Raw genomic sequence first — 22,901 nt, 5'->3', positions numbered from 1 at the left:
GAGAATATTTATGCTGCATGTTGAAGTTCCCAAACGCAGAAACCCTGTCTGGGGGTATCTGCTGTCAATTTTATTATTCCTGCTTCTCCTGCTCCTGTTCTTGTACGGTGTCAGGGCTATTGCCGCGCGGACGGACGAAGACCGGCTGCACGCGCTGTCAGATACCGTGAAACGGGCCAGCGTGGAATGCTATGCCATCGAGGGGCGTTATCCCCCCAGCGTGGAGTATTTAGAGGAGCATTACGGCGTTGTCATCGACCACAGCCGTTACCACGTGTTTTATGACGGATGGGCCAGCAATGTCATGCCTGATATCACCATTCTTCCGGCCGAAAAGCAGGAAGGGAAAGGGAGGCAGTGATGAAAAAATCCAATTCTTATGATGTTCTTTTTTCCCTGCTTCTCCTCCTTGTGTTCCTTCTGTGCAGCATGTTTACCATCCTGATTGGAAGCCGCGTATACGAAAATATCCGCGCCAACAACAATGCCTCCTTCTATTCTGACACGGCCGTCAGCTATGTCACCAACAAAGTACGGCAGGCCGACAGGGCTGGCAGTGTGGAAGTCCGGGAGATCGACGGATGCAGTGTCCTGGTGCTCTCCTCCTCTACCAATGGGCTTCAATGTGAAACCTGGATTTACACCTTAAACGGCGTCTTGAAGGAGCTGTATGCAGAAAAGGACAGCGGACTGACCGTGGAGGATGGGCTGGATATCATGGAATGTACCTCCCTGGATTTTACGCTTCAGGAAACCACCAATCAGCTCACCATCCATTTAGAGACCGAGCCATCCGACATCACGGCCCGCCTGCTGCTTCGAAGTGAGCCGAAAGGAGGCGTTGAATCATGAACCGAAGACCTGCCTCCTCTGCCTTCCTGCTGGAAATGCTGTGGGTATGCGGCTTTTTCGCTCTGGCCTCCTGTATCTTTGTCATGGCATTTGTCAAAGCCGATACCATGAGCCGCGGAGCCAGAAATTTAAATCAGGCGGTGACCGCCGCCGAAACCGCGCTGGAAGATACCTTTGCCGGATATCATAACCATGACCAGTCCATGGCCGGTATCAAAGACGTGGATACAAAAACCATCTATTATGACCGGAACTGGCACGTCACGGAGGACACCTCTTCCAATGCCAAATCTGTGCCGGAAGACGCTGCATTTTCCATCATCGTCACATCACAGCCAAACGGCAATCTTTTGGAGGTCACTGCCGAAGTATTCAGTATCTCTGGGGAACCGATTTATACGTTGAAAGGGGCTCACTATGTGCCCCTTTCTTGAGAAAGATGTTAAGAAGAAAGAAACGATTTAGAAAGGGTAAACCATGAAACAGAAAATCAATATCGGAACCGCTTCCATTATTTTGATTTTTATCATACTCTGTCTGTCCGTCTTTGCACTGCTGGGTCTCAGCGATGCCAGGGGCGCCCAGGTATTTGCCAAACGCCGGGCGGATTCGGTGAGCGCATTTTATCAGACCGACGCGCTGGGACAGGCTTACATCGGCCAGGTGGCGGCCGCGTTGAAAGACGGCTCCACCGCTTCCGAGGCCGCCGCCCAGGCATTATCCATTCTGCCTGAGGGTTCTCTCTCCTCGGAGGGGGAGGAAGGGCAGCTCATCTGCGAGATTCCCATGTCCGCCGGTCAGTCCCTGCATATCGAACTGGATGGAAGCAATGCCTCCGTAAACGCCTACTACGTTTACAACAGTGTGGACTATGCCATCGACAACCATCTGCCCGTCTGGACTGGCGATGAGTCATGAGAACCAGATGACGCTATCCCTGTTTCTTCCTGGCCACCACCAGCAGACGCCCGTCTTTCTGGGTATATTCGCAGGTGGTAAGCGTCAGTAACTGCTCCGGCCACTGTGCATCAACCCCGGTTTCATAGAAGGTGTGTTCCTTCACGTAGCGAACCAGATTCTCATAGTCTTCCTCCGTTCTGGCTGCCAGGGTGGCGGTAAATTCACCGTTTAACTGGGCCGCCGGAAGACGGACGGCGCCTATAATCTCGTAACTTCCAAATTCATTTTCCGTATCAAATTCAACAAAGGGGTGCTCCTTATAGTATTCCTCAGAGCCGTATTGCTCCAGGGATGCAAACATGGAGCCATTTTTCATATGATGACCGTACAGAATGTAATTGGGGGAAACCGTTTCCTCCTCCGTAATCGTGCAGACGGCATCCATATAAATCATGCCGTAGGCCGAATACTCTCTGTCAAACCCTCTCCGGTAATAATAATCCGGCTCATCAAGAGTCTGCATAACCGGATAATCCACCGGCGTTCCCTCGATTCGAATCCATCCTATCATATCCGGATTTTCCACCATCAGGCGTTGGTAGCCTTCTCTTCTGGCCAGATGTTCCTCGTACTCCGCCGCTCTCACGGACGCTTCATCCATCTGGCTTTTCACCTCTTTGGAGAGAGTGTGGGGCATCTCTCCGCGGATTGCCATCACATTCTGCAAATCGCTCTCACTGTGCCGGTACGCGTTCTGCGTCGCCACAAAGGATACCGCAAAATAGACGAAGAAAATGGCGCCAAGCGCTGCCAAAATCGTACAGAGCCACCGTTTTATCTGATTACTCATCTGTCCTTTCTTCCTCTCCGGTGTACTTTTTCCGGCGGATGAAAGCGCCTCCGCCTACCAAAAGTGAAAGAATCATGCCGGCCGCATAACCACCGGCTCCCATGTCTCCCATTTTAGGCACGAACGGAAAGCCAGCCAGCGGAATCGGGTCATCTATGATTTCAATCAGTCCCGTTTCATCAGGTGGGGGTAAAAAGCTGGCTAAAGGCGGCGGTGTATCGACGATCGTGACGGTTTCTCCTTCTCCCGGACCTCCGCTGGAATTCCCGCCCGGACCACCCGGCCCGCCTGAACCTCCTGAATTGCCGGGGTTGTACGTGGGGGGTACGGTCTCCGGCGGCAGGGACTCTGTCGGCTGGGTTTCTGTTGGCTGGGTTTCTGTCGGCTGACTCTCCGTCGGCTGACTCTCCGATGGCTGACTCTCCGTCGGCTCACTTGTTGTCGTCTCACTTGTTGTCGGCTCCGTCTCAGGCACGGTGACCTCCAGCTTTGGAACAGCTGTCACATCATATTTCCAGCTAAGCACTCCATCTATATATTTCATCATCGGCAGCGCCACAAAAAACGGCTGTGACTTTACCGTGTAATCGGGATTCTTATTGCTGCTCTGAACAATCAAATACAATCCCTTATCCATGTCTTCCAGTTTGGCAGTTCCATTTTCATCAGTCTCTGCCGTGCGGTCCGCGTCGATTTGGTTTGCCTTCACAAAAGCCACCACCCTGGCCGCGCTCTTTTGCATTTCATCTGCCGTACTGCCATCCAGACTTTCCACATCCAGCCCGGAAGCGGCAAATGCTGCTGTCAAGGTATACTCGCCATCGCGGGGCATTTCCGCCACCTGATAAGCGCTCCATTCCAGTCCCGGTAACCCCTTATTCTCATGATGTGTCTGAATCGTCAGGGACGGCTTTGCTTCCTGCTCCGGCGCCGCCACAGCAGTCTGTACGGAGAGAGCTGCCAATAAAACTGCTATCCCCAAAGCGCTGATGGCTTTCCGTTTTACTGCCAATCGTTTCATATTATTTCCGCCTCCCTTTTTTCTTTCTTCTATGACGTTTCCATGTCCTTGTAACAACAGTCACTGCCAGGAGCGCCAACACAACGAACGCCGCCAGCACAACAATTCCCGCACCCACAACAGTCATCATCGTCGCGGATGACACAGCCGCGTTTAACTTTGGCGCGTTCTCGTCCGCGCTCTTAGCGGCTTCCTCGGCGGTTGTCACTTCGTAGGGGATTCTCACGCCTCTCACTAACAGCCGGTGGCTGTTAATTCCGTAAGGGGTACAGGTAAACAGCGTCATGTACTCCTCTCCCGGCACCGGGTCCAGTGAGGAAAGCTCCGTGGGTTCCACCACCTCAATCTTATCCACCTGATATGCCAGTATCCGGTTCAACACATGGAAGTAAAACACATCTCCCATCTGAACCTGGTCCAAATCGGTAAACATCTTGGCCGAAGGCAGTCCCCGGTGAGCTGAAATCACACTGTGGGTTCCCTCCCCTCCCACCGGCAGAGCCGAGCCATACAGATGACCGGCGCCTTTTTTCAGGGTCGCAGCTGAGGTTCCATGGTAAACAGGAAGGTAAACATCGATCACCGGAATGTCAATATAACCCATCAGGCCATTCACATTCAACAGGCTGTTATATTCCATATCATCCAGATAGGGTTCCACGGTACCGGTTTGAAATGGGTCGGTGGAAAGCGTATCGGACAATGTTTTGTTAAATGCCTCCGCCTCGGCTATCATGGCATTCATAGCCGTCTCATCGGTCTCCTTCACCTGTTTCTGGTATCCTTTGATGGAGGAGGCTGACTGAATCTGATGAACCGCGTCGCTGATCGACGGATAGGCAAAGATTCCCCCTCCCGCTATCAGCAGCAGGAGGGCAAGAATCAAAATTCCTTTTTTCTTCATAAGAGTTTCCTTACTGTCATTCTATTTGTTACTGATTCGTTTCTTTTTCTTTGATGCTTCCCATACGGTCCCCATGCAGACGCCAGCCATCAAAAGCAGTGACATGATCATAAGCGCCGCTCCACCTCTGTGGAAGATTCCCGTACCGATGCCGCCCGTCTCCGGTAAAAAGAAACTGCTTCTGGCATTGGTAAATGTGCAGTAATAATGGATGCCCTTTTTTGTCGTCTCCACGAAAGCCTGTGGCGGATTCTCCGGATTGAACAAGATGCTGTCCTTACCGTTTCCGCTGTTCACCTTGCCGTCAAAATCGGTAACCGTAACGTAATAGCCATCTGCTTTGACTTCTTTTATGCGGTAACCGTGGCCAGCTAAAACTGTGAATTCTGCCGTCTGCCCATGAGACAGGGTGAATCTTCCGTCTTCGTCACTGGATTCGGCTGTCGCTTGGCCATCTTCCGTTATCCGATTAAATGACATTCCGGACACATTCTGCCACTTCCCGGACACATATTCCTCAATGCTGAATGTGAACTGGTTCCCAGCTTCCTTGTCTGAATCCAGTTTGCTCTCCACCTTTTTCGTGACAGAAAGCTTCGCTGTGGGAATCTCAACTCCTACTTTGAGCGGTTCCACCGTAATCGTAGCACTATTGGCAGAGTCCTTCGCTTTGTAGGCATATCCGAAGGTATTCCACGCAATCAACTGCGTATCCAGATTTAAATCCTTCGCCTCAGGAAGTTTGGCCATAAATGTCAACACAATTGTGTCGCCCACCTTTACTTCATTCATCGCTTCATCAGAGATTTCCACCCGCAGACTGTCGGCGCCTTCCGGCGTTGCACGCCAGCCATCCGTGTACCCTGGCTCCCAATCAGACTGTGGAAGGGCCGAACCCTTACCAAAGTTCTTGCTCCAATCGGTATAAGTCACCAGAATATTGTCTTTGCTTATCTCTTTCCTCGTTCCGTCTGCTTTTTTCACGCTGACTGTTACATCAGGAGTATCGGCAAAGCGAACCGCGAAATCAGAATTTCTCTTCATGTTGTTTACGACACCGGTATCATTGATGGCCGGAAGCCGGTCTACAATCACCATATCCTTGATTCCACCGGTTACCTGGCTCTTCACGTTCAGCGTATACTTCACTTCGCTTCCCGCGTCGGCTATCACCGTATTGTTTCCCTGGTCTTTTCCGGAAGCGGTCTGCGTATGGTCGTTGAAGGTACCTGTGATTTCTTTCCAGGCTTCCGTCTGCCTGTCGTTCAGGAAAATGTCTACCGAGGCTTCCGCATGTACTGCATAAGCATAGCCATCCTCGTCTTTGACCAGTGTTCCGGCGCATGCTTCCTCAAAGGCGGCGCCATGAGGGATTAACTCTGCCTGATTGACATAGGTTCCGTATTTGGCGCCATCCTGGCCACCTTTCGTTCCAACCTGTACCGTCATCTTCCCTTTCACCGGGATGGACAGGTTCACTGATGTCTGCTGGGGCTCCCCTTCCGCTCCCGTAATCAGGTACTGGCCATCGCTCTGCTTCTCCACCTTCCAGCTGACAATTTGTCTTCCGTCGGCTCCGGTCTCCGTCATCGGTAATGGGAGGGAGACTTTTGCACCTGAAGCATTGGCTATATAGTTGCTGGCGGTATCACCTTCATTATAGCATAAGTCCAGAGGAAGGATATCTTTAATCGTGTAATTTTCGATTGGTCCCTTTGTGATATAGGAGTTGGTTCCATTATGGAGGGTCATGTTCCAGCGCAGCTCATGATTAGGAGCAATACCGACATTGTTTCCACCTTCCACATAGTCATACCATTTCCCTAAGGCCTCGTACTGTGTCAATTTCTTCTCAATACCCGGTGTGTAGATGCCTGTTGTGACAACGTCTGCCGTCGCCGTGATAATCTTATGCTGTTCGTCGGAATAACTTCTGCCGCCTACGACCTTGGTTAAGTCGCTCACCGGCTTCTCCGTTTCGATGTCCGTAATGGCCGCCTGATCTACAATAACTCCGGTTTTGTTGGTCAGGATAACTCCACTGTCAAAATTACCGGTTACCTGTGCAATGATGCCGTACACCGCACTCTTACCCGCTCCAATCTCCACAATATCGGCGATGCCATCACCCAGATTTTGTGTATAAAGTCTGGCTCTGTATACCGTATTGCTGACTAAATTGCCACCGTTTCCGTGTTTTACCGATGCCACCGCATTGTTATTCCATCCGGAACCGGTTGCATCATCATAGAACAGCCAGCTGGTATTTCCACTGTTTAAAGTTTTGGCATACGGACCTAAATTCAACGTATCCGTCTCATCCATCACTCCAGGCACTCTCGGATTTGACACATTACCCGCTCCATTAAATGCGTAGAATTGTCTGAATGTCATTCCCTCCGGCAGCCAGTCCTCAATCTCATAGATTCTTAAAGGCTCATCCCCTTCATTGTGAATCGTGATTCGATAGAATACATAATCGCCTGTTCCCACCTTCAGCGGAACTTCATCCGGGACATAACCGGAAGATTCCGTGCCGAGAACCGGATTGTTCCATTTGGCTTTCTTTAAATAGCTCTGGTTGTTCTTCGTCTCGAACTCTCTGGCTACCGCATACACTTCTTTCTCAATCGATGCCTTCTGCACATCATGATTGATTGCGATGGAAGCCGACGCCGTAACCGTATACTCCTTATCCCCATGGTTCAGCACGGCCTGGGCTTTGTTCTCCACAAACTGATTCTTCGCGTCATCGGGAATCACCAGATAGATGCGGAAATCTGCTGCCTCCGCCGCATTTAACTCTACCGGTAAATCAAGGGCCATTTTATCCGCTGAGATACCAATCATCTCCCAATTTCCGCCTGGCAGTTTCTTGAATACGGAGCCCTCCTGATGATTCAGGGTAGCCGTTGCATACTGCACGCTGGCTGTTCCGAATAAGTTGGCCACATCATCAGTCAGATTTGCTGTAAAAGCATGCTTTCCATTGTTGGTAAGTTTGATATTGTAGCACACCACATCACCGGCCCGGAATGATACGCTCTGGCTCACCGGATGCAGCAGACTGTTGTCCTCCGTGATCGCCCCCTGGGATCGGTTGATATAATAGGCTTTTTTCTCAATGGAAACGCCTATGGCATATGTTTCCGCATCCGACGGCTGGGTCCATTCTGAGTCCTTGTCACCGCCGCTTGCCTCCGCATGGTTTTTAATCTCGCCGTCCGTATTGACCGTGCCGCTCAATTTCATGGCCGTGCTGCGGTTATTGGGTGACAAGAGAACCCGGGCTGTCACGATAATACCGTTTTTCTGATTGATATTAGACACCTCAAGGGTTCCAGGTTTGGAATCCTTATTTTCATATGTCTTCAGTACTTTGCCATCCCTGTCCGTTATAGTTATCGTCGCCTGGGAAGGGATTTCTGTTATCTTTGTCAGAGTAACCTCTGATGGCCACTCATCCTTTAAGGTAATCCAATGGGAATTTCCCACGCCATCTGCCAGGGAAGCATTCAATGTATAAACCAGACCACCACCCATGGCCGGTGTTTTACCATCTGAGCTTTCTACGTCTTTATCGAACTTTAAGTCCTCCGCCCGCAGGGTGTTTAAGTTTACAAATACCGTAGCATCTCCAAATGCCAGCCGATTGCCGGTAGTTCCGCTTCGGAACAGCTCCGCTTTGTTTAATAGCGTGGTTCCAATCGCACCATTCAGGAAATTTTCTTTCTCCTTCACCTGGGCTTTGAATATAATTGTGGCCTGCCCGCCTGACGGTATTAAGATTTCATCCCATGTCTTGGTGTTATTTTCTGCCTTCACATCCGTATAGCTTTCGCTGCCAAGCTCCGTCCCATTGACAGTCACTTTGATGGTCTCGACACTGTCGGTATCCAGGCCATCTGGCAGGGTATCCGTAATGCGGAACTTCTCACTGATATAACCGCTGTTTTTGGCCGTCAGTTTATAATAAACCCAGGAACCCGGTTCAAACACCTTATTGTCGCCAGTGGCCGCTGTCTTGCACTCCTCATCCGTAAAGGCTGACTTCTGGAGGGAGTACTCTGCCTTTGTGGTCAGGTTTTTCTGCGCCGTGCTGTGGTGATTGGTTAAACCGTCATTGGGTTCCTCCTGTGCGCCTTCCTCGTGCATGATGGAGTAGGCATCGAATTCCACTCTGTTTTTGATGGAAGGTGGATTGTCTGATTCTTCACAGACAATGACGTCCTTCGCATTTTTTATCATATTGCCCAGTCCCAAATATACATTTAAGGTATCTGCTGCAATATCTGCCATATCCCTGGCTTCCAGTCCATTTAATGAATCGTTTTGAACCGTATAGGTCACATCAAATCCGATTACCTGGTTGGTGGATGGGTCATTGTTTAAATAGACTGGCACTGCAATACCCGTATCATTTTTAGCGCCCGGAATTCTAAGGCCCAGCACTTTCGTAACCGTCTTCCCGTTCTTTGCTAAGAACCATTCTCCCTTCAAATAATTGCCGTTTTTCTCCTGCTGCTCTTTCAGTTCATACCCGTTCACATCCAGATAGAAGCCGTCAAACCTCATCACATCATGCATCGTGTATTCTTTTGTATAGAGCAGTCCTGTGTCTTTTGAGTAATTCTTCTGACTGGACAGTTGATAGACGATCTCATCACTCACTCCGGTGCCTGCCGCCAGATTGCCCATGCTGGAAGAACTGTTTTTGGTAACATTCTTCCAGTAAAACTCTGCCGTGCTGGTCACGGTAATCGGTTCGCCCTCGATTAAAACAGAATCATCCCCAGGGCCGCTGCCTTTGTAGCCATCCTCCAGCGCCTGTTTATTTAAAATCCCAGGAGTCGCCGTAATCGTCGAACCGTCGGGAGTGATTCCGTTGTGAAAACGGAATGGCATGGGCAGGTTTGTGATGGCGGTACCACCATTTTTAATTCCGAACACCGCCAGTTTTTCCGATGGTGAGTAGTAGAACACGTTGGTTCCTTCTGTAACCATCACCCAGTCTTCCTGACCGGCCGCTCCCGGATTCTCGCTTGATTCCAGTAAACTCCGAATCTCCTCCCATTCCTCTTTCCTGTCGTTCTCCAGCCGCTCTACCTTCACCGCGGTGCTGGAACTCTCCGGCCCGGTGATTCCTTCATAGTCCTGGCCTTTGTTATCTTTGATGTCAAACTTGATTGTAAAATATGCGCTTGGCGGAAGCTGGTCATCGATAACGCTGTAATCTGCCGCGGCATAGATGATGGCAATGTCCCCGGACGGTACGCTCTCTACCTCCGTAAACACATTAACCTGTGCCACTTTTCCACCGGTATTTCGGCCGTTAGACGCAACTGCCACTCCAAATCCGCCGGCCGGAATCAACATGGCCGGTCCTTCTGCCCTTGTCTCATCCAGGTCATTGATTGCTTCTCCCGGCGTGGCAATTTTCCCTTTCTGCTTCAGCAGGCCGCCCAGCTCTTTCTCTCCCAGTTCATCCCGGAAGAATTCTTCAAAGGTTTCTCCTGTGTATGTAATGATATCATTTTCCTCTATCGGCTCCTTTGCATCGGAACCGGTGGCTGTCTCCACCTCAGGTAACGCATCGAAATTGGTGGCGATGATAATCTCCTCCGGTGCCTCTGAGTTGGGGATGGTTTTTTCGATTTCTTCAATTTCTTCAACTTCCCCGCTCTCTTCCTCTTCGGATTCATCGGGGATGGCAGCGCTGGTTTCTTCTTCTGCTGCATCGGCGCTGGTAGCAATGACTGTCTCTTCCTCTGCGTTGGAGCTGGTAGCGATGGCGCTGTCATCCTGTTTTTTGGAGGTAGTTCCCACCTGGGCATATCCAACCACGGTCATGGAACGAATCACCATATCGTCGGCATCCGTTATCTGCAGCGTAAATTCACATGATTTCTCCTGATTGCCGTTCAAACCGATAAATACAACGTTCTCGATCAGGTAATCCAGTTCCGCATCATCGGAATCAAAGAAATTATCTTCGGTTCCGCTGACCGCGACAATTGCAGAACAATGCTCCCCGAGAGACGGATACTGCTTTACAATGGCCGTGCCCATCAGATACTGGGTCAGCTGGCTTCTGGCTTCCTCCCTCAACGTTTCACTCGCAAACGGAAGGCAGTCATCCTTAATCTCCGGTATCTCTTCCGGCCCGGCGTCCGCCACTTTTCTTACACCTTTTAACAGCTCGGATGCTTTTACGGTGATTGTATAATACAGTGTATCATCTGCATAGGAACTCATAGGTCCCACACCGCCAAGCACAAGCTGGATGGCAATGACAAATCCCATCAAGGCCGCCAGTCTCCTCTTAAGTTTTCCATCCTGTATATTCCGCTTCCACATCTTCGCCATCTCTATCTCCCTCATCTATCCTTATCATCAAATGGTCCATGATTCCATAATTACAACTTTGTTATCATAATTCTAACAAATGCGCTATCTCGCGAAATACCTCGCCAGCCATTTTTTCCCAGTTTTATGACGGTTTTGTAGCGGTTTTATAATTTTTTACATCAAAAAAGCTGCTGCAGATTTCTCTGCAACAGCTTTTTTCTCAAACACGATTCTTATCTTCTGACGCCACATCCTTCCTGGTCCAGCATTCTGGCCAGGGATTTTACTGCAAAACTCAGCTCTCCGCTGGTTCCTTCCGTCTGTTTCCACCGCTGCCTAAGCCGTGCAAACGCTATGGCGCAGCTTTGCTCAGTGATACCGATCAGCACAACAATATACTGGCTCTTACTGTATGTTGTAAACATATCTCCCCGCCGGAACGTTTTTTTGATGACGGATTTCAAAAACTCCATCTGCGTTTCCAGCTTTTCTAAATTTGTGATTTCTTCTCCCCGAATCCCGGTTAAATTGATTAACATCAGGCAAATGGATTTGTCAATCCGCTCCTCCTCTCTGGCGAGCAGATAGCAGATGTCCAAAAAACTGGGATACAGACAGTAGTAAGCGCCCTCACTGGTCGCCCCGCTGCTTAAATTCTCCTGGATTTCTTCAAAACTGGCCACAGGATTTATCATCTGACTCTCCATCTCACGAAACCATGTGACGATCTCCTGTCCCGGAATCCCTCCCAAATCTTCACAGTACAGGCGGACCGTATTCCGGTACAACTCATGTGCCCCCTTAAAATCTTTGATGGAAACCAGACAGTCCATCTCCATCTGCTGCCACTGGTCGTAAGGGTATATCTTCGCAGTTTTACGATAGAGTGTTAACAGCCTATTGTACTCCCCGTCCTCTTTCAAATAAGCGCCCAGCTCACGCACAATCTGTTCATAATGCTTCTTGTACTTTAACTGTCTCTCAATCACCCAGAGTTCCGAAGCAAAGGCCGGCAGAAGTTCACCGGTGTATAAAATCTCCGCTTCCTCCAGGAGAACCTTGCGCATGACTCCCTCGGCCGCCAATGTCTCCTCCACTTTTTTTTCAAAGCGTACGACATCGATCTCCACCGGGAAGCTGCTGTTCCACCGGCATATTCCATTTTCCAGAACCACATAATCTTCTTCGGGAAGCCCAGCCCCTGCAAACTGCTTTTTGGCCCGATAAATCACGTTATTCAAATTCTTGTTGTTATTGACGCCGGATTCCCTGTCATATAAGGCATCAATCAACTGCTCCTTCGCAATCCCCTGGGGATAGTTCAGAAGCAGAATCTGCAGCAGCTGAATAAATTTTGTACTGCTGCTTCTCGCAAACGTGATTGGATTTCCCTGATACTCCATCGAAAAGCCGCCAAACATCTGCACAGTCATCTTATTTTCCCGGACTGACTGCGTATTTTTATCTTCCATTTTTTAGTTTCCCTGCTTTTCTTGCATTGTATGTAAAAAAAGAACCCAGGAGAGGCCGCGCCATACGTCCCGGGTTCTATTCTCAATGTTCTTATACTCTGGATAAATACTCACCAGTACGTGTGTCAATCTTAATCTTGTCGCCCTGGTCTACGAACAGTGGTACGTAAACGGTAGCGCCTGTCTCAACAACAGCCGGTTTGGTAGCTCCCTGAGCGGTATCGCCCTTGAAGCCAGGCTCCGTATCTGTGATTTCCAGTTCTACAAATAATGGTGGCTCTACGGAGAATACGTTGCCGTTGTAGGAGCAAATCTTCACCATCTCATTCTCTTTCACAAACTTTAATGCATCGCCGATTGCTTCCTGATTCAGTGCAACCTGCTCGTAGGTATTTACATCCATGAAATGGAATAAATCGCCGTCAGAGTACAGATACTGCATGTCCACTCTGTCAATTCTGGCTGCCGGGAACTTCTCAGTTGGTCTGAAAGTTCTCTCCACTACGCCGCCACTCATCACGTTCTTAATCTTTGTTCTAACGAAAGCAGCACCCTTACCAGGTTTTACATGCTGGAATTCCATAATCTGATATACGTTACCCTCAATCTCCAATGTTATACCGTTCCTAAAATCGCCCGCTGATATCATAAACTGATATTCCTCCTTGAAATTCTCGAAATTCTCTTAATCCTTTATATTCTATACTATACGCCTTGCATTTTCAACCTTTTTTTACAATTATCTGCTCAAACGGCCGCATTTATTCTCGTTGGGCGGATTTTCCTGGGTGTAAAATATAATACTTGTAAAGAGACTGACCTGATGGTATAATCTAGCTATCTAACGAATCATGAGTCAATTATCTTGAGAAACCGTTGTTTTAATTTCTCATCACGAAATCAGTCTCATCTTTTTTACCCATGTTTGATATATCTTTTTACATACAAATGAGGTGCCACCTGTGTATACCGTAGGAAAACTAAATAAAAATTTATTTACATGCATTACGGATGATATCGTCACGGATGAAGTGATTATAACCGAGAATCAAATGAAACATATATTGGAACGTCATCCTGACTCCTTTGAAGATGCCATTCAATCCTTGGAAAGTGCGGTTACATCGCCTGATTATATTTTTAAGGACAGAAATAGAAATTCCGCCCTCCTGATAAAAAAACTTCCTGATTCAGATGAATATGTCCAGATTGTTCTCCGCCTCTGTACTTCCGAAGAAGAACCCGATTTCAAAAATTCTATTATTTCCTGCTGGAAAATCAGTCATAAAAGACTCCAAAACTATTTGAGGAACAAAACTTATCTTTACAAAAAAGAATAGCCACGTTATAATAGAGGTATAAATGATAGTAAGAGATTATCTGAGGTGGTAAATTTCGTTGCAACCACGCACCCTCTGGGTCAAAAGAAATGCAGGAGAGGCGACGCCTGCCAGATAATCTCTCAAAAAAGCACCTGAATTCCTTCAAGAAAATTCTTCGAAGAAAAATTCGGGTGCTTTTTATATCTTATTTCCCAGTCAGAAAATCCATAGCCAGCGCGTAACCTTTCAGGCCCAGGCCTACGACCTGGCCGGTGCAGACGGGGGCGGTGACGGAGGTGTGGCGGAATTCTTCCCGCTTGTGGACGTTGGAGATGTGGACCTCGACCTTGGGAATCTCCAGGGAGGCTAGTGCATCTCTTAGCGCGTAGCTGTAATGGGTGAAGGCGCCGGGGTTGATGATGATGCCTTCCACTCCGGTGTGATAGGCCTCCTGGATTTTGTCGATGAGGGCGCCCTCGTAGTTGCTCTGGAATACTTCAATATCGTGACCCTCGGACTGGGCTTTTGTCTCCAGCGCGGTCACCAGGGACGCATAGTCTTCCGTTCCGTAAATGCCTTTTTCACGGATTCCTACAAAGTTGATGTTTGGTCCGTTTAGTACCAGCAGTTTCATATAATATGTAAACCTCCTTTACATCTATCATATCATAATGCCATTCTGTTCTATCTTTCCGCCATAATAGCGTCCGCAATCTGCTCCACGCTCCGTCCATCCACAGATATGATTCTGTCCGCCGCCATCTCATAGATGGGACCACGCTTTGACAGCAGGCTGTTCACCTTTTCTTCCACATCGTCTCCCTGAAGAAGCGGTCTCGTGGTATCTCCCTTCAGCCGTGCCAGCACTGTCTCTGGCCGCACGCGCAGGTAGATGACAGTTCCAAGTTTTTTTAACAGTTTTCGGTTCTCTTCCCGGAGAGGAAGGCCGCCACCTACGGATATCATCTCACCGCTGGCCTCAGATATCAACTGCTCCAGCACCTCTGTCTCCAGACGGCGAAACGCTTCCTCGCCCTGTACCGCAAAGATGTCCGAGATGCTCATGCCGGCCCGTTCTTCGATCATCCGGTCTGTGTCAATCAGCGTTTTTCCGAAGCGTCCCGCCAGTTCTTCGCCCACGCTGGTCTTTCCCGCTCCCATAAAACCAATTAAGATCATGTTCTGCCTGTCCATTTCCAACCTCTTATCCTCTCAGTCTGGCCATCACCAGTTCCTTCGCTTTCTCCACGGTTTCCTTCGATACCTTCACCTCCGGATTCCATGTTTCAAACGCCTCGATTCCCTGATACAGCAGCATGGTCAGCCCGTTCATGGTCCGGCCGCCGGCCGCCTCCACATAGGACATAAACGCTGTCTTCATGGGCGTGTAAATGATGTCAACTCCAGTATGTATCATGGAATAAAAATAGGTGTCCTCGATTGGCGCCTGTCCTTCCTGACTGCCGCTGACCGACGCCCCGTGCATCCCCACGCTGGTGGCCTGCACCGCAAGATAGCCATTTTTCACATAGGGCAGCTTGTTGTACTCCTCCAGCGCCATGGCATGCATCACCGTCCTGCCAAACCGCTCATTCATCTCACGGGCCAGTTCCTCCGCCCGCCCCACATTCCGGTTCAGAATATAGACAATCCTGGCACCTTCCTTCGCCAGCACATAGGCCGCCGCTTTGGCCGCACCGCCTGCCCCGATGAGAATGCAGTCCTGCCCGGCTATCTCGATGTCCTCTTCCTGCATGGCTCTGAGAAGCCCGGCCGCATCCGTATTATATCCCTTGTAACCACCGTCCATCCGCACCAGCGTATTGACGGCTCCGATCGCCTTCGCGTCCTCGTCAATCTCCTTCAAATATGGCATTACCCGCTGCTTATGGGGCACCGTCACATTCAGTCCCCATATATTCAGTGCATAGGCACCGGCCACAGCCGCCTCCACATCTTCCTCCAGCACCTTAAACGGCACGTAAGCAAAGTCCACGCCGGTCTCCTGCCCATAAAAATTCTGCATCAATGGCGACATGGAATGCTCCACCGGATTTGCTATAACTCCGCACACTCTGCCTTTTGCACTTATCATGACTCTCTGCTCTCCCTCTCACATTTCCGATGGTAAAAATATAAGACGATGGCCTCAAACCATCGTTTTATCACAATCTGTATCTCCTCTTTCGGATGAATGGGTTTCACCAGGTAACTGTATATTCCCGTCCGGTTGGCCCCGTACACATCGGTAAACAGCTGGTCGCCCACAAAAACCGTGGTTTCCCGCTCCGTTCCCATCTTCTCCATGGCCTTCTCATACCCCCCAATACCTGGTTTTCCCCCCTTGTAAATGTAGGGAGAATCCACCTGGCCGGCAAAGGATGCCACCCTCGGCTCCTTGTTGTTGGAGAGAAGACACGTCTTCATGCCCATCTGATGAAACTCTTGAAATAACGCAAGCGCCCGCTCATCTGCCGGCGCCCCATGGGGCACCAGAGTGTTATCCACGTCAAAGATAACGCCTCTGATGCCCCGCTCATATAACTCCTTATAGGGTATCTCGTAAGCAGAATCGACCTGCTTTTTGGGATAAAATCGCTCTAACATCATTTCGACCTACTTCTTTAATAATTTTCCTATCTCTTCCATGAAGGTATTCACGTCCTTGAATTCCCGGTACACGGAAGCAAATCTCACGTAGGCCACCTCATCCACCTCTTTTAACTTCGTCATCACCAGTTCTCCGATGATGGAGGTCTCCACCTCTTTCTCCTCCATATTGAATATCTGGTTCTCAATCTCGTCAATCATACTGTTAATCTGCTGGATGGATACCGGTCTCTTGTGACAGGAATGCACGATACCGGCCTCAATCTTGGCTCTGTCATACGTTTCCCTGGAGTTGTCCTTCTTGATCACCATCAAAGGCATGGTCTCCAGTTTCTCATACGTGGTAAAACGCTTCCCGCACCGCTCGCACTGACGCCGTCTGCGGATAGAGCTGTTGTCGTCGGCTGGTCTGGAATCAATTACCTTCGTATCGTCTTCATTACAATATGGGCATTTCACGACTTTTTCCTCCTGTAAAACTCATTTGGTTATGTCCATTTTAACCCAGGGTGGAGGGTAACGCAAGTTCTAATTTGCTAGAAATTGCTATATTTTGTTATTTGTATGTCATAGAGCGCTAGATATTGCCTTTTTTAGGTGATAAAAGCGAAAGAGCGCCCTCCTGGGCGCTGATTCTAATCTGGTTTGCGTTTGGTGTTGGGCCCCATGCCTTCCCGTCTGGAATTGTGGGTCTGGTTCTGGTTTTCCGGTTTTACCTTCTCGGTAATGCTGTTGAACATCTCATTGGATTTCTTCTGGTTCCATTTTTCCTGCTTGTCTTTATCCATTGACTATCACCTGCCTTTTTTTGATAGTATGGATTGGGGAAGGTGGTTTCATACGGACAGCGTTGGGGCCCTTGATGTCAATTCTCCCAGTACAACTGTTTTTCTTTTTCGGTCAACGCCTCCACGAACCGCCGCTTCTCCATCAGGAATTCTTCCAAATCATACAGAATCCGGTACAGGACCGCCCGGTTTTCAAATTCCTCACGGGTCACGGGAAGCGCTTCCTCCTTCATCTCCAGTTTCAGCTTCTCCAGCTGCTTTAGCAGACTCTCCGCATTGTTGGACTCCCGGAAACTGTCGGATATTTTTCCGATAAATGCTGACACCGCATAGGTCTGGGAGGGAACGGCATTCAGCAGGCAGATATTTTCATAAATCCGCTTTAAAATGTGGGACTGCGCCGTGCGCATGTTCATGTAGTTTAGATAATACCGGGTGTCGGTGAGCAGCCGGTTGTCGCGGTTAGCCACCGCTTCCCCGTAGGCATGATGCAGCAGTTCCTCCAGCTCCAGAAAGCATTTTCCATCGTAATGGGCTTTGGATTCCTGCAAAACCGTGGAGGACATCCGGCCGAGAATTCCCTTTATGGCTCCGTCAATCTCCATCTGGGCTTTGCGGATTGTCCTGCTGTTATCCGGAATGTAGAGATTCATGAGAACTCCGATTCCGGCGCCGACCAGCAGCAGCAGAGCTTCATTTTGAATCCACATCCAGCTCATGGACTGCTCCGCATAAAAATGGGTCACCAGGACCGTGTTCATGGCGATGGCATCCTGAAATGAGCAAAGATGGCAAATACCCACAAAGAATGCCAGAAATACGCCAAGAGCCAGAGGGCAAAATCCCAGGACGGAGAAAACCGTATATGCAATCAACAATGCTATCACGAACGCCGCTACCCGCTTCAGCATGACGAACACAGTCTCCCGCTTCGTATTCTGAATGCTGAGAAGCGTAATCACCCCCGCCGATGTCACATAGGAGAGCTGCAGCCATCCCGCTATCACAATGGCCGCCATACTGCCGGCCGCTATTTTTAATACTTTACTAATCTGAAGTTTTCTCGCCATCTTCCTCCCCGCCTTCTGTCACCTGTTCTATAAAAACATTTTTTCATTTTATAACATTTTTGTTGCAAATGCAACAGTCTTTTTCCAGGACAGTCTGTATACTATAAATGTATCAAATATATAGTGAATAAAAAAATGAAAATAAATTCTTATACAAGGAGGTAATTGGTCATGGATAAATATTTATGTGAGCCATGTGGCTATGAGTACGACCCGGAGGTAGGTGACCCGGATGGCGGTATCGCACCCGGAACCGCATTCGAGGACATCCCGGACGATTGGGTATGCCCAATCTGTGGTCTGGGCAAAGATGTATTTGTAAAAATGTAACTGCGATAACAGTACCTGACATCTTTCATTCTAATACAAAACAAACCAAAACAAGAGGGATGCCCCACGGGCATCCCTCGACTCGTTTACTGCGGCGTACTCCCAAACTGGATATAAGCCGTCTCCAACACAATCTTATCATTTTCAATCACATAAGTCTCCGCCCCGAACACATCCGCGCCCGGTTTTTCAAATACGTGCAGGACGCAGCCATCAGCGCATTCCTGGCGGATGATTCTGGTTGGGACTTCGTCACTCATGAGGACCTCATACTGTAAACAGTCCTGAATCAACGCCCGGATTTCATCGTGGCCGCGGGCGGGTTTGTCTGCCAGGTTTGTAATCACCACGGCGTCTTCGGCGTAATCCTGCACGATATAGTCAGGGTCCTTGGACGGCATGGCGTCCCCATGGTGGTTTACAATCGCTAAAGCTAACGCATCTGTTTCTTTTGACATTTCTATTTCCTCCTGGTTATATTTCTATCTCATCCGGATTAATCCGGATTCAATCCAAAATACTGGTCAATACAGTACAGCGCCGCACCGCTGTGAAGGGAAAGCATGGAATCCACATCGGAAAAGGTAATCGTCGGCACGTTGGAGCTGTCATAGTAGGTCATAGACACCAGTTCCTTCAACAGATTATCGTGGAAATATTCCCCGGCCGCCGAATACAGTCCCTGGATAATAATCTCCGACGGGTCGCAGACAAACCGGATATTCTGAATCAGCGCCCAAAACTGATTGACCGCATAATCCACCACCTTCTGTGCCAGTTCATCCCCCCGGTTCGCTTCCTGGAAAATGATATCGGCATTTAGTGTATGACTCTCCAGGAAAGGCTCCAGCGCCGACCCGGTGTAATCCCGGCTCCCCGCATCCGCCACCAGTCCATCAGAGCAAACCGTCGCCTCAAAGCAACCGGTGTTCCCGCAGGAAGCACATCTCCGGGAAGTTTTGTAGTCTGTCTTGATGTGGCCGAACTCGCCGACAAAACCATTATCCCCCTGTATCAACTCCCCCTGCTGGATGAGACAGCCGCCTACGGATTTTTCAAACGTTTCTATCACGACAACAGAGCGGCTCTGCCTCTCTTCATTGTCCAGCAACTCATAATATCCGCCAAAACGGCAGGCATTGTCAAAATAAATATTGGTCTCGAACGGCAGTCTGTCCGCCACATTCTGCCTAAGCGGCGCATTCTGCTCACAGGAAAATTCTCTCGTCGGGCGCACAATGACTCCCTTCTTCGCGTTGATAACCCCTGGCATCCCGATGGTAATGCCACAGAGCTGCTCCGGAAGGAGATTTCCCATCTTCATAAGTTCCTGAATGATTTTCACAATATTATCCACCACTTCCTCATAGCTGTGCGGACAGTCGTAGCTCAGCGTAATCGTATGAATTGTCTGTAATTTTAAATCAATGATTTTCCCCGTATACTCATAATCCGTAAACAGGACGCTGATGCAGTACAGGTAGGAAGGATTCAGCCGATAGATATTGGGACGCTTCCCTCCCTCCTCCGTGGACGAGCCCTTGCCAGCCGAGATGACAATCCCGTCATCCATCAGCTGATGCACGATTTTTATAATGGAAGTCTTACTCAAACCTACCGCATTGGTCAAATCCTGGATAGACAATTCCTCCTGCTTCCGAAATAAATCAATAATCAGTTTTGAATTATTCGTCCGCAAATTCTTTGGCTTAAAACCGGTTGAATTTTTGTCCATAAGTATGTTACTCCTATCATTTTTAATTGTTCACTCAGGATAGCAATCATATTTTATGTTTGTAAACAATGTTTTCTTTTTATAGAATATCACGTAATCTTACACGAATCAATTGTGAAATATGACGAAAATAATTAGTTAATATTGTATGCAAACTATATTGACAAACTAAGATTCCAAATTATATAATTTTAGACAACATAGCAGAAAAGGAGGTACTTATGGTGGAGGAGTTTGCATTGCAGGTCAAAAACATTTCCAAAAGTTTTCCCGGAGTGAAAGCTCTAAGTCAGGTCAGTTTCGATGTACGAAAAGGCACTGTCCACGCGCTGGTGGGGGAAAATGGCGCGGGCAAATCCACTCTGATGAAGATATTAAACGGAGTGTACCGGCCTGACGAGGGCGAAATATACATCAATCATAAAAAAGAGTCTGTCACTTCTCCGATTCAGGCCAGAGAACTGGGAATCAGCATGATTTATCAGGAGCTTGTCTACGTGCCGGATATCTCAATCGCGGAAAACCTGTGTCTGGGGCGGCAGCCTGTCAACCGGCTGGGTCTGGTTGACCCCAGAAGCATGTATGCGGCCGCCAGGAAAATCATGGATGAGGAGAACATCTCCATCAATCCCAAGACAACCATGCGGGAAATCCGGCTGTCCGATGCCCAGATGATTGAGATTGTGAAGGCCACAACCGAACATGCGTCTATCTTTATTATGGATGAACCCACTTCCTCGCTGACGCTCAAGGAGTCAGAGCGGCTGTTTACAAAGATTCGTCAGCTGCGGGAGCAGGGCTGCACCATCATTTACATTTCCCATAAGATGGAGGAGATATTTCAACTCAGTGACTATATCACCATCATGAGAGATGGCCAGTCCATCAAGACGGCGCCCATCGATGAGTTCACGGAGGAAGACATCGTGGCCATGATGGTGGGCCGGAAGGTGGATAACATTTATCCCACCCGCAGCGCAAAACCAGGCAAGACGATATTTGAAGTGAAAAACCTGACTCAGAAAGGCGTGTTCGAGAACATCAGCCTGGAAGCGAGGGCCGGGGAAGTGATTGGAATTGCGGGTCTGGTAGGCGCTGGACGGACCGAGATTATGCGGGCCGTGTGGGGGCTGGACGCCTACTCAAGTGGGGAAGTTTTAGTCAACGGCAAAACCTATAAACCCAATTCCGTGCGGGCCGCCATTGACGCTGGGATTGTGATGGCAACGGAGGACCGCCGGAAACTGGGGTTTGTGGGCATCCGGGGAATCCGGGAAAATATTGCGCTGCCGAACTTAAAGAAACTGTCGCCAGGTCTCTTTCTAAATCTGAAACAGGAAAAGGAGAAAGTGCTCTACTACTTCGACCGGCTCCGCATCAAGGCGAACTCCATCAATATGGAAGTGGAGAAGCTTTCCGGCGGGAATCAGCAGAAGGTGGTACTGGCCAAATGGCTGCTGACCGATTCCTCCGTGTTTCTGCTGGACGAGCCCACCAGGGGAATCGACGTGGGCGCCAAATATGAGATTTACGAACTGATGAACGAGATGGCCGAACATGGCATCGCGGTTGTGATGATTTCTTCCGAACTGCCGGAGCTGATCGGCATGTGCGACCGCATTTACGTTATCAGTGAAGGCCGTATGGCAGGACTGGTGGAGAAACAGGACATGACACAGGAGAACATTATGATGTTGGCTACGGGAGGAAAAGAATCATGGAAAAACGAATTCTCACAAAAGACAGAGTAATTGAATTTATGGCAAAATACAGCATCTACTTCATTATGCTGTTGATGATCATTATTTGCAGCTTTTTAAACCCCAAATTCCTGACGCAGACCAATATGACCAATATCCTGCGGCAGATTTGTGTGTACGCCCTCCTCGCGTTTGGCGAGAGTATTCTGCTCATTTCCGGCAACATTGATTTAGCCGCCGGCTCGACGGTAGCGTTTGTCAGCTGCGCGGCGGTCTATGTGTACCTTTGGAGCGGCTCTCTTCTGCTCTCCATCATAGCCGCCATTCTTCTGGGCGCGCTGGTAAACTTTGTATCCGGACTGTTCACCGTTTATTTCCGGATTCCGGGATTTATCGCAACATTGGGTATGCAGAGCGCCGTCAGGGGACTGGCCCTGCTGATCACAAAGGGGACCAACATCACCGATATTGATAAGGGCTTTAAAGTGCTGGGACAGGGAGAAATCTTTGGACTGCCCATCTCCATCCTGGTCATGTTCTTCTGTGCCTTCCTATTGTGGGTGCTGCTGGAGCGGACCCGGCTGGGGCGCAATTTCTATGCCATCGGCGGCAATAAAGAGGCCGCCAGGGCTTCCGGCATCAACATTAACAGGAGCGTCCTGCTCTCCTTCGTGCTCTCCGGCTGCTTTATCGGTCTGGCCGCGGTCGTTTACGCCTCCAGAATCAATGCCGGAATGCCTGCCTCCGCCGTTGGCTACGAGAGCACCGGTCTGACCTCCGCCATCATCGGCGGCGTGGGATTTGCCGGCGGTACCGGTTCGGCCTGGGGCATTATCATCGGCGCACTGGTACTGGGAATTATCAATAATATTCTCAACCTGCTGGGAATTCCGTCATATATCCAAAACGTGGTCTACGGACTGTTGATTGTAGCCGCGGTTGGTCTGGACACCCTGACAAGAACACGTCGTGTTTCCAGATAATACATCACGTAAGCTG

23 protein-coding genes are annotated in these 22,901 nt (G+C 49.2%); 8 read left to right on the top strand and 15 right to left on the bottom strand.

Annotated elements, in window-relative coordinates; all coding sequences use genetic code 11:
- Window positions 1–10 precede the first annotated feature (10 nt).
- From HMPREF9473_RS06360 to HMPREF9473_RS06345, 4 genes are read left to right on the top strand one after another with little or no spacing between them, the layout of a single operon-like run.
- Window positions 11–361 carry a hypothetical protein gene (locus tag HMPREF9473_RS06360; RefSeq protein ID WP_006779248.1) on the top strand — a complete coding sequence of 117 codons (351 nt, stop codon included), beginning with the start codon at window positions 11–13 and terminating at the stop codon, window positions 359–361.
- Window positions 361–852 carry a DUF4860 domain-containing protein gene (locus HMPREF9473_RS06355; RefSeq protein ID WP_006779247.1) on the top strand — a complete coding sequence of 164 codons (492 nt, stop codon included), beginning with the start codon at window positions 361–363 and terminating at the stop codon, window positions 850–852. The genes HMPREF9473_RS06360 and HMPREF9473_RS06355 overlap by 1 nt, the downstream gene beginning before the upstream one ends.
- The gene (locus HMPREF9473_RS06350) at window positions 849–1,286 is read left to right on the top strand and encodes a hypothetical protein (protein WP_006779246.1); all 438 of its coding nucleotides are present in this window, start codon (window positions 849–851) and stop codon (window positions 1,284–1,286) included. The genes HMPREF9473_RS06355 and HMPREF9473_RS06350 overlap by 4 nt, the downstream gene beginning before the upstream one ends.
- A 43-nt stretch (window positions 1,287–1,329) precedes the next feature.
- On the top strand, window positions 1,330–1,770 hold the full coding sequence (locus tag HMPREF9473_RS06345; protein WP_006779245.1) for a hypothetical protein: 441 nt from the start codon (window positions 1,330–1,332) through the stop codon (window positions 1,768–1,770).
- Window positions 1,771–1,783: 13 nt separating this feature from the next.
- Here the strand turns inward: HMPREF9473_RS06345 and HMPREF9473_RS06340 are convergent, their stop codons facing one another.
- The 6 genes from HMPREF9473_RS06340 to efp form a co-directional block, all read right to left on the bottom strand.
- Complete coding sequence (locus HMPREF9473_RS06340) at window positions 1,784–2,602, bottom strand: class B sortase (protein WP_006779244.1); 819 nt, start codon at window positions 2,600–2,602, stop codon at window positions 1,784–1,786.
- Window positions 2,595–3,623, bottom strand: a complete 1,029-nt coding sequence (locus HMPREF9473_RS27110; RefSeq protein ID WP_006779243.1) for a pilin N-terminal domain-containing protein — start codon at window positions 3,621–3,623, stop codon at window positions 2,595–2,597. The genes HMPREF9473_RS06340 and HMPREF9473_RS27110 overlap by 8 nt, the downstream gene beginning before the upstream one ends.
- Before the next feature lies 1 nt (window position 3,624).
- Window positions 3,625–4,527, bottom strand: coding sequence for a class C sortase (locus HMPREF9473_RS06330; RefSeq protein WP_006779242.1), 903 nt, complete (start codon window positions 4,525–4,527; stop codon window positions 3,625–3,627).
- A 21-nt stretch (window positions 4,528–4,548) separates the two neighbouring features.
- Window positions 4,549–10,893 carry an isopeptide-forming domain-containing fimbrial protein gene (locus tag HMPREF9473_RS06325; RefSeq protein ID WP_006779241.1) on the bottom strand — a complete coding sequence of 2,115 codons (6,345 nt, stop codon included), beginning with the start codon at window positions 10,891–10,893 and terminating at the stop codon, window positions 4,549–4,551.
- Window positions 10,894–11,108: 215 nt separating this feature from the next.
- Window positions 11,109–12,347: a bacterial transcriptional activator domain-containing protein gene (locus HMPREF9473_RS06320; RefSeq protein ID WP_006779240.1), complete on the bottom strand. Its 1,239-nt coding sequence runs from the start codon at window positions 12,345–12,347 to the stop codon at window positions 11,109–11,111.
- Window positions 12,348–12,438: 91 nt separating this feature from the next.
- Window positions 12,439–12,996 carry an elongation factor P gene (efp, locus tag HMPREF9473_RS06315; protein ID WP_006779239.1) on the bottom strand — a complete coding sequence of 186 codons (558 nt, stop codon included), beginning with the start codon at window positions 12,994–12,996 and terminating at the stop codon, window positions 12,439–12,441.
- Window positions 12,997–13,309: 313 nt separating this feature from the next.
- On the opposite strand from efp, the gene HMPREF9473_RS06310 reads away from it, so the two are divergent.
- The gene (locus HMPREF9473_RS06310; protein WP_034858044.1) at window positions 13,310–13,687 is read left to right on the top strand and encodes a PBECR2 nuclease fold domain-containing protein; all 378 of its coding nucleotides are present in this window, start codon (window positions 13,310–13,312) and stop codon (window positions 13,685–13,687) included.
- 187 nt (window positions 13,688–13,874) lie between these two features.
- On the opposite strand, the gene aroQ is transcribed toward HMPREF9473_RS06310, so the two are convergent.
- The 7 genes from aroQ to HMPREF9473_RS06280 form a co-directional block, all read right to left on the bottom strand.
- Window positions 13,875–14,303 carry a type II 3-dehydroquinate dehydratase gene (aroQ, locus tag HMPREF9473_RS06305; RefSeq protein WP_006779238.1) on the bottom strand — a complete coding sequence of 143 codons (429 nt, stop codon included), beginning with the start codon at window positions 14,301–14,303 and terminating at the stop codon, window positions 13,875–13,877.
- Window positions 14,304–14,353: 50 nt separating this feature from the next.
- Window positions 14,354–14,863 (bottom strand): shikimate kinase, encoded by a 510-nt coding sequence (locus HMPREF9473_RS28085; protein WP_006779237.1) that lies wholly within the window; start codon window positions 14,861–14,863, stop codon window positions 14,354–14,356.
- 10 nt (window positions 14,864–14,873) lie between these two features.
- Window positions 14,874–15,764, bottom strand: coding sequence for a shikimate dehydrogenase (gene aroE, locus HMPREF9473_RS28080; RefSeq protein ID WP_006779236.1), 891 nt, complete (start codon window positions 15,762–15,764; stop codon window positions 14,874–14,876).
- The gene (locus HMPREF9473_RS06290; protein ID WP_006779235.1) at window positions 15,761–16,276 is read right to left on the bottom strand and encodes a YqeG family HAD IIIA-type phosphatase; all 516 of its coding nucleotides are present in this window, start codon (window positions 16,274–16,276) and stop codon (window positions 15,761–15,763) included. The genes aroE and HMPREF9473_RS06290 overlap by 4 nt, the downstream gene beginning before the upstream one ends.
- A gap of 9 nt (window positions 16,277–16,285) precedes the next feature.
- On the bottom strand, window positions 16,286–16,738 hold the full coding sequence (gene nrdR / locus HMPREF9473_RS06285; RefSeq protein ID WP_006779234.1) for a transcriptional regulator NrdR: 453 nt from the start codon (window positions 16,736–16,738) through the stop codon (window positions 16,286–16,288).
- A gap of 176 nt (window positions 16,739–16,914) precedes the next feature.
- The gene (locus tag HMPREF9473_RS27550; protein ID WP_006779233.1) at window positions 16,915–17,067 is read right to left on the bottom strand and encodes a hypothetical protein; all 153 of its coding nucleotides are present in this window, start codon (window positions 17,065–17,067) and stop codon (window positions 16,915–16,917) included.
- A gap of 77 nt (window positions 17,068–17,144) precedes the next feature.
- A complete protein-coding gene (locus HMPREF9473_RS06280) occupies window positions 17,145–18,137 on the bottom strand; it encodes an aromatic acid exporter family protein (RefSeq protein WP_006779232.1) in 993 nt (330 codons plus the stop codon).
- Window positions 18,138–18,308: 171 nt separating this feature from the next.
- On the opposite strand from HMPREF9473_RS06280, the gene rd reads away from it, so the two are divergent.
- Window positions 18,309–18,467, top strand: a complete 159-nt coding sequence (rd, locus tag HMPREF9473_RS06275) for a rubredoxin (RefSeq protein ID WP_006779231.1) — start codon at window positions 18,309–18,311, stop codon at window positions 18,465–18,467.
- Window positions 18,468–18,553: 86 nt separating this feature from the next.
- Here the strand turns inward: rd and HMPREF9473_RS06270 are convergent, their stop codons facing one another.
- The gene (locus HMPREF9473_RS06270) at window positions 18,554–18,925 is read right to left on the bottom strand and encodes a hypothetical protein (protein WP_006779230.1); all 372 of its coding nucleotides are present in this window, start codon (window positions 18,923–18,925) and stop codon (window positions 18,554–18,556) included.
- A gap of 38 nt (window positions 18,926–18,963) precedes the next feature.
- The gene (locus HMPREF9473_RS06265) at window positions 18,964–20,202 is read right to left on the bottom strand and encodes an ROK family transcriptional regulator (protein ID WP_006779229.1); all 1,239 of its coding nucleotides are present in this window, start codon (window positions 20,200–20,202) and stop codon (window positions 18,964–18,966) included.
- Between the two features lie 221 nt (window positions 20,203–20,423).
- Between HMPREF9473_RS06265 and HMPREF9473_RS06260 the strand changes: the two genes are divergently transcribed.
- Together HMPREF9473_RS06260 and HMPREF9473_RS06255 are read left to right on the top strand one after the other, a co-directional pair.
- Complete coding sequence (locus HMPREF9473_RS06260; protein ID WP_006779228.1) at window positions 20,424–21,953, top strand: sugar ABC transporter ATP-binding protein; 1,530 nt, start codon at window positions 20,424–20,426, stop codon at window positions 21,951–21,953.
- The gene (locus tag HMPREF9473_RS06255; protein ID WP_006779227.1) at window positions 21,920–22,885 is read left to right on the top strand and encodes an ABC transporter permease; all 966 of its coding nucleotides are present in this window, start codon (window positions 21,920–21,922) and stop codon (window positions 22,883–22,885) included. The genes HMPREF9473_RS06260 and HMPREF9473_RS06255 overlap by 34 nt, the downstream gene beginning before the upstream one ends.
- Window positions 22,886–22,901 lie beyond the last annotated feature (16 nt).

The organism is Hungatella hathewayi WAL-18680, assembly GCF_000235505.1.
Classification (GTDB): Bacteria; Bacillota; Clostridia; order Lachnospirales; family Lachnospiraceae; genus Hungatella_A; species Hungatella_A hathewayi_A.
The sequence above is the reverse complement of the archived record's forward strand: the minus strand, read 5'-3'. Positions and strand labels throughout refer to the sequence as shown.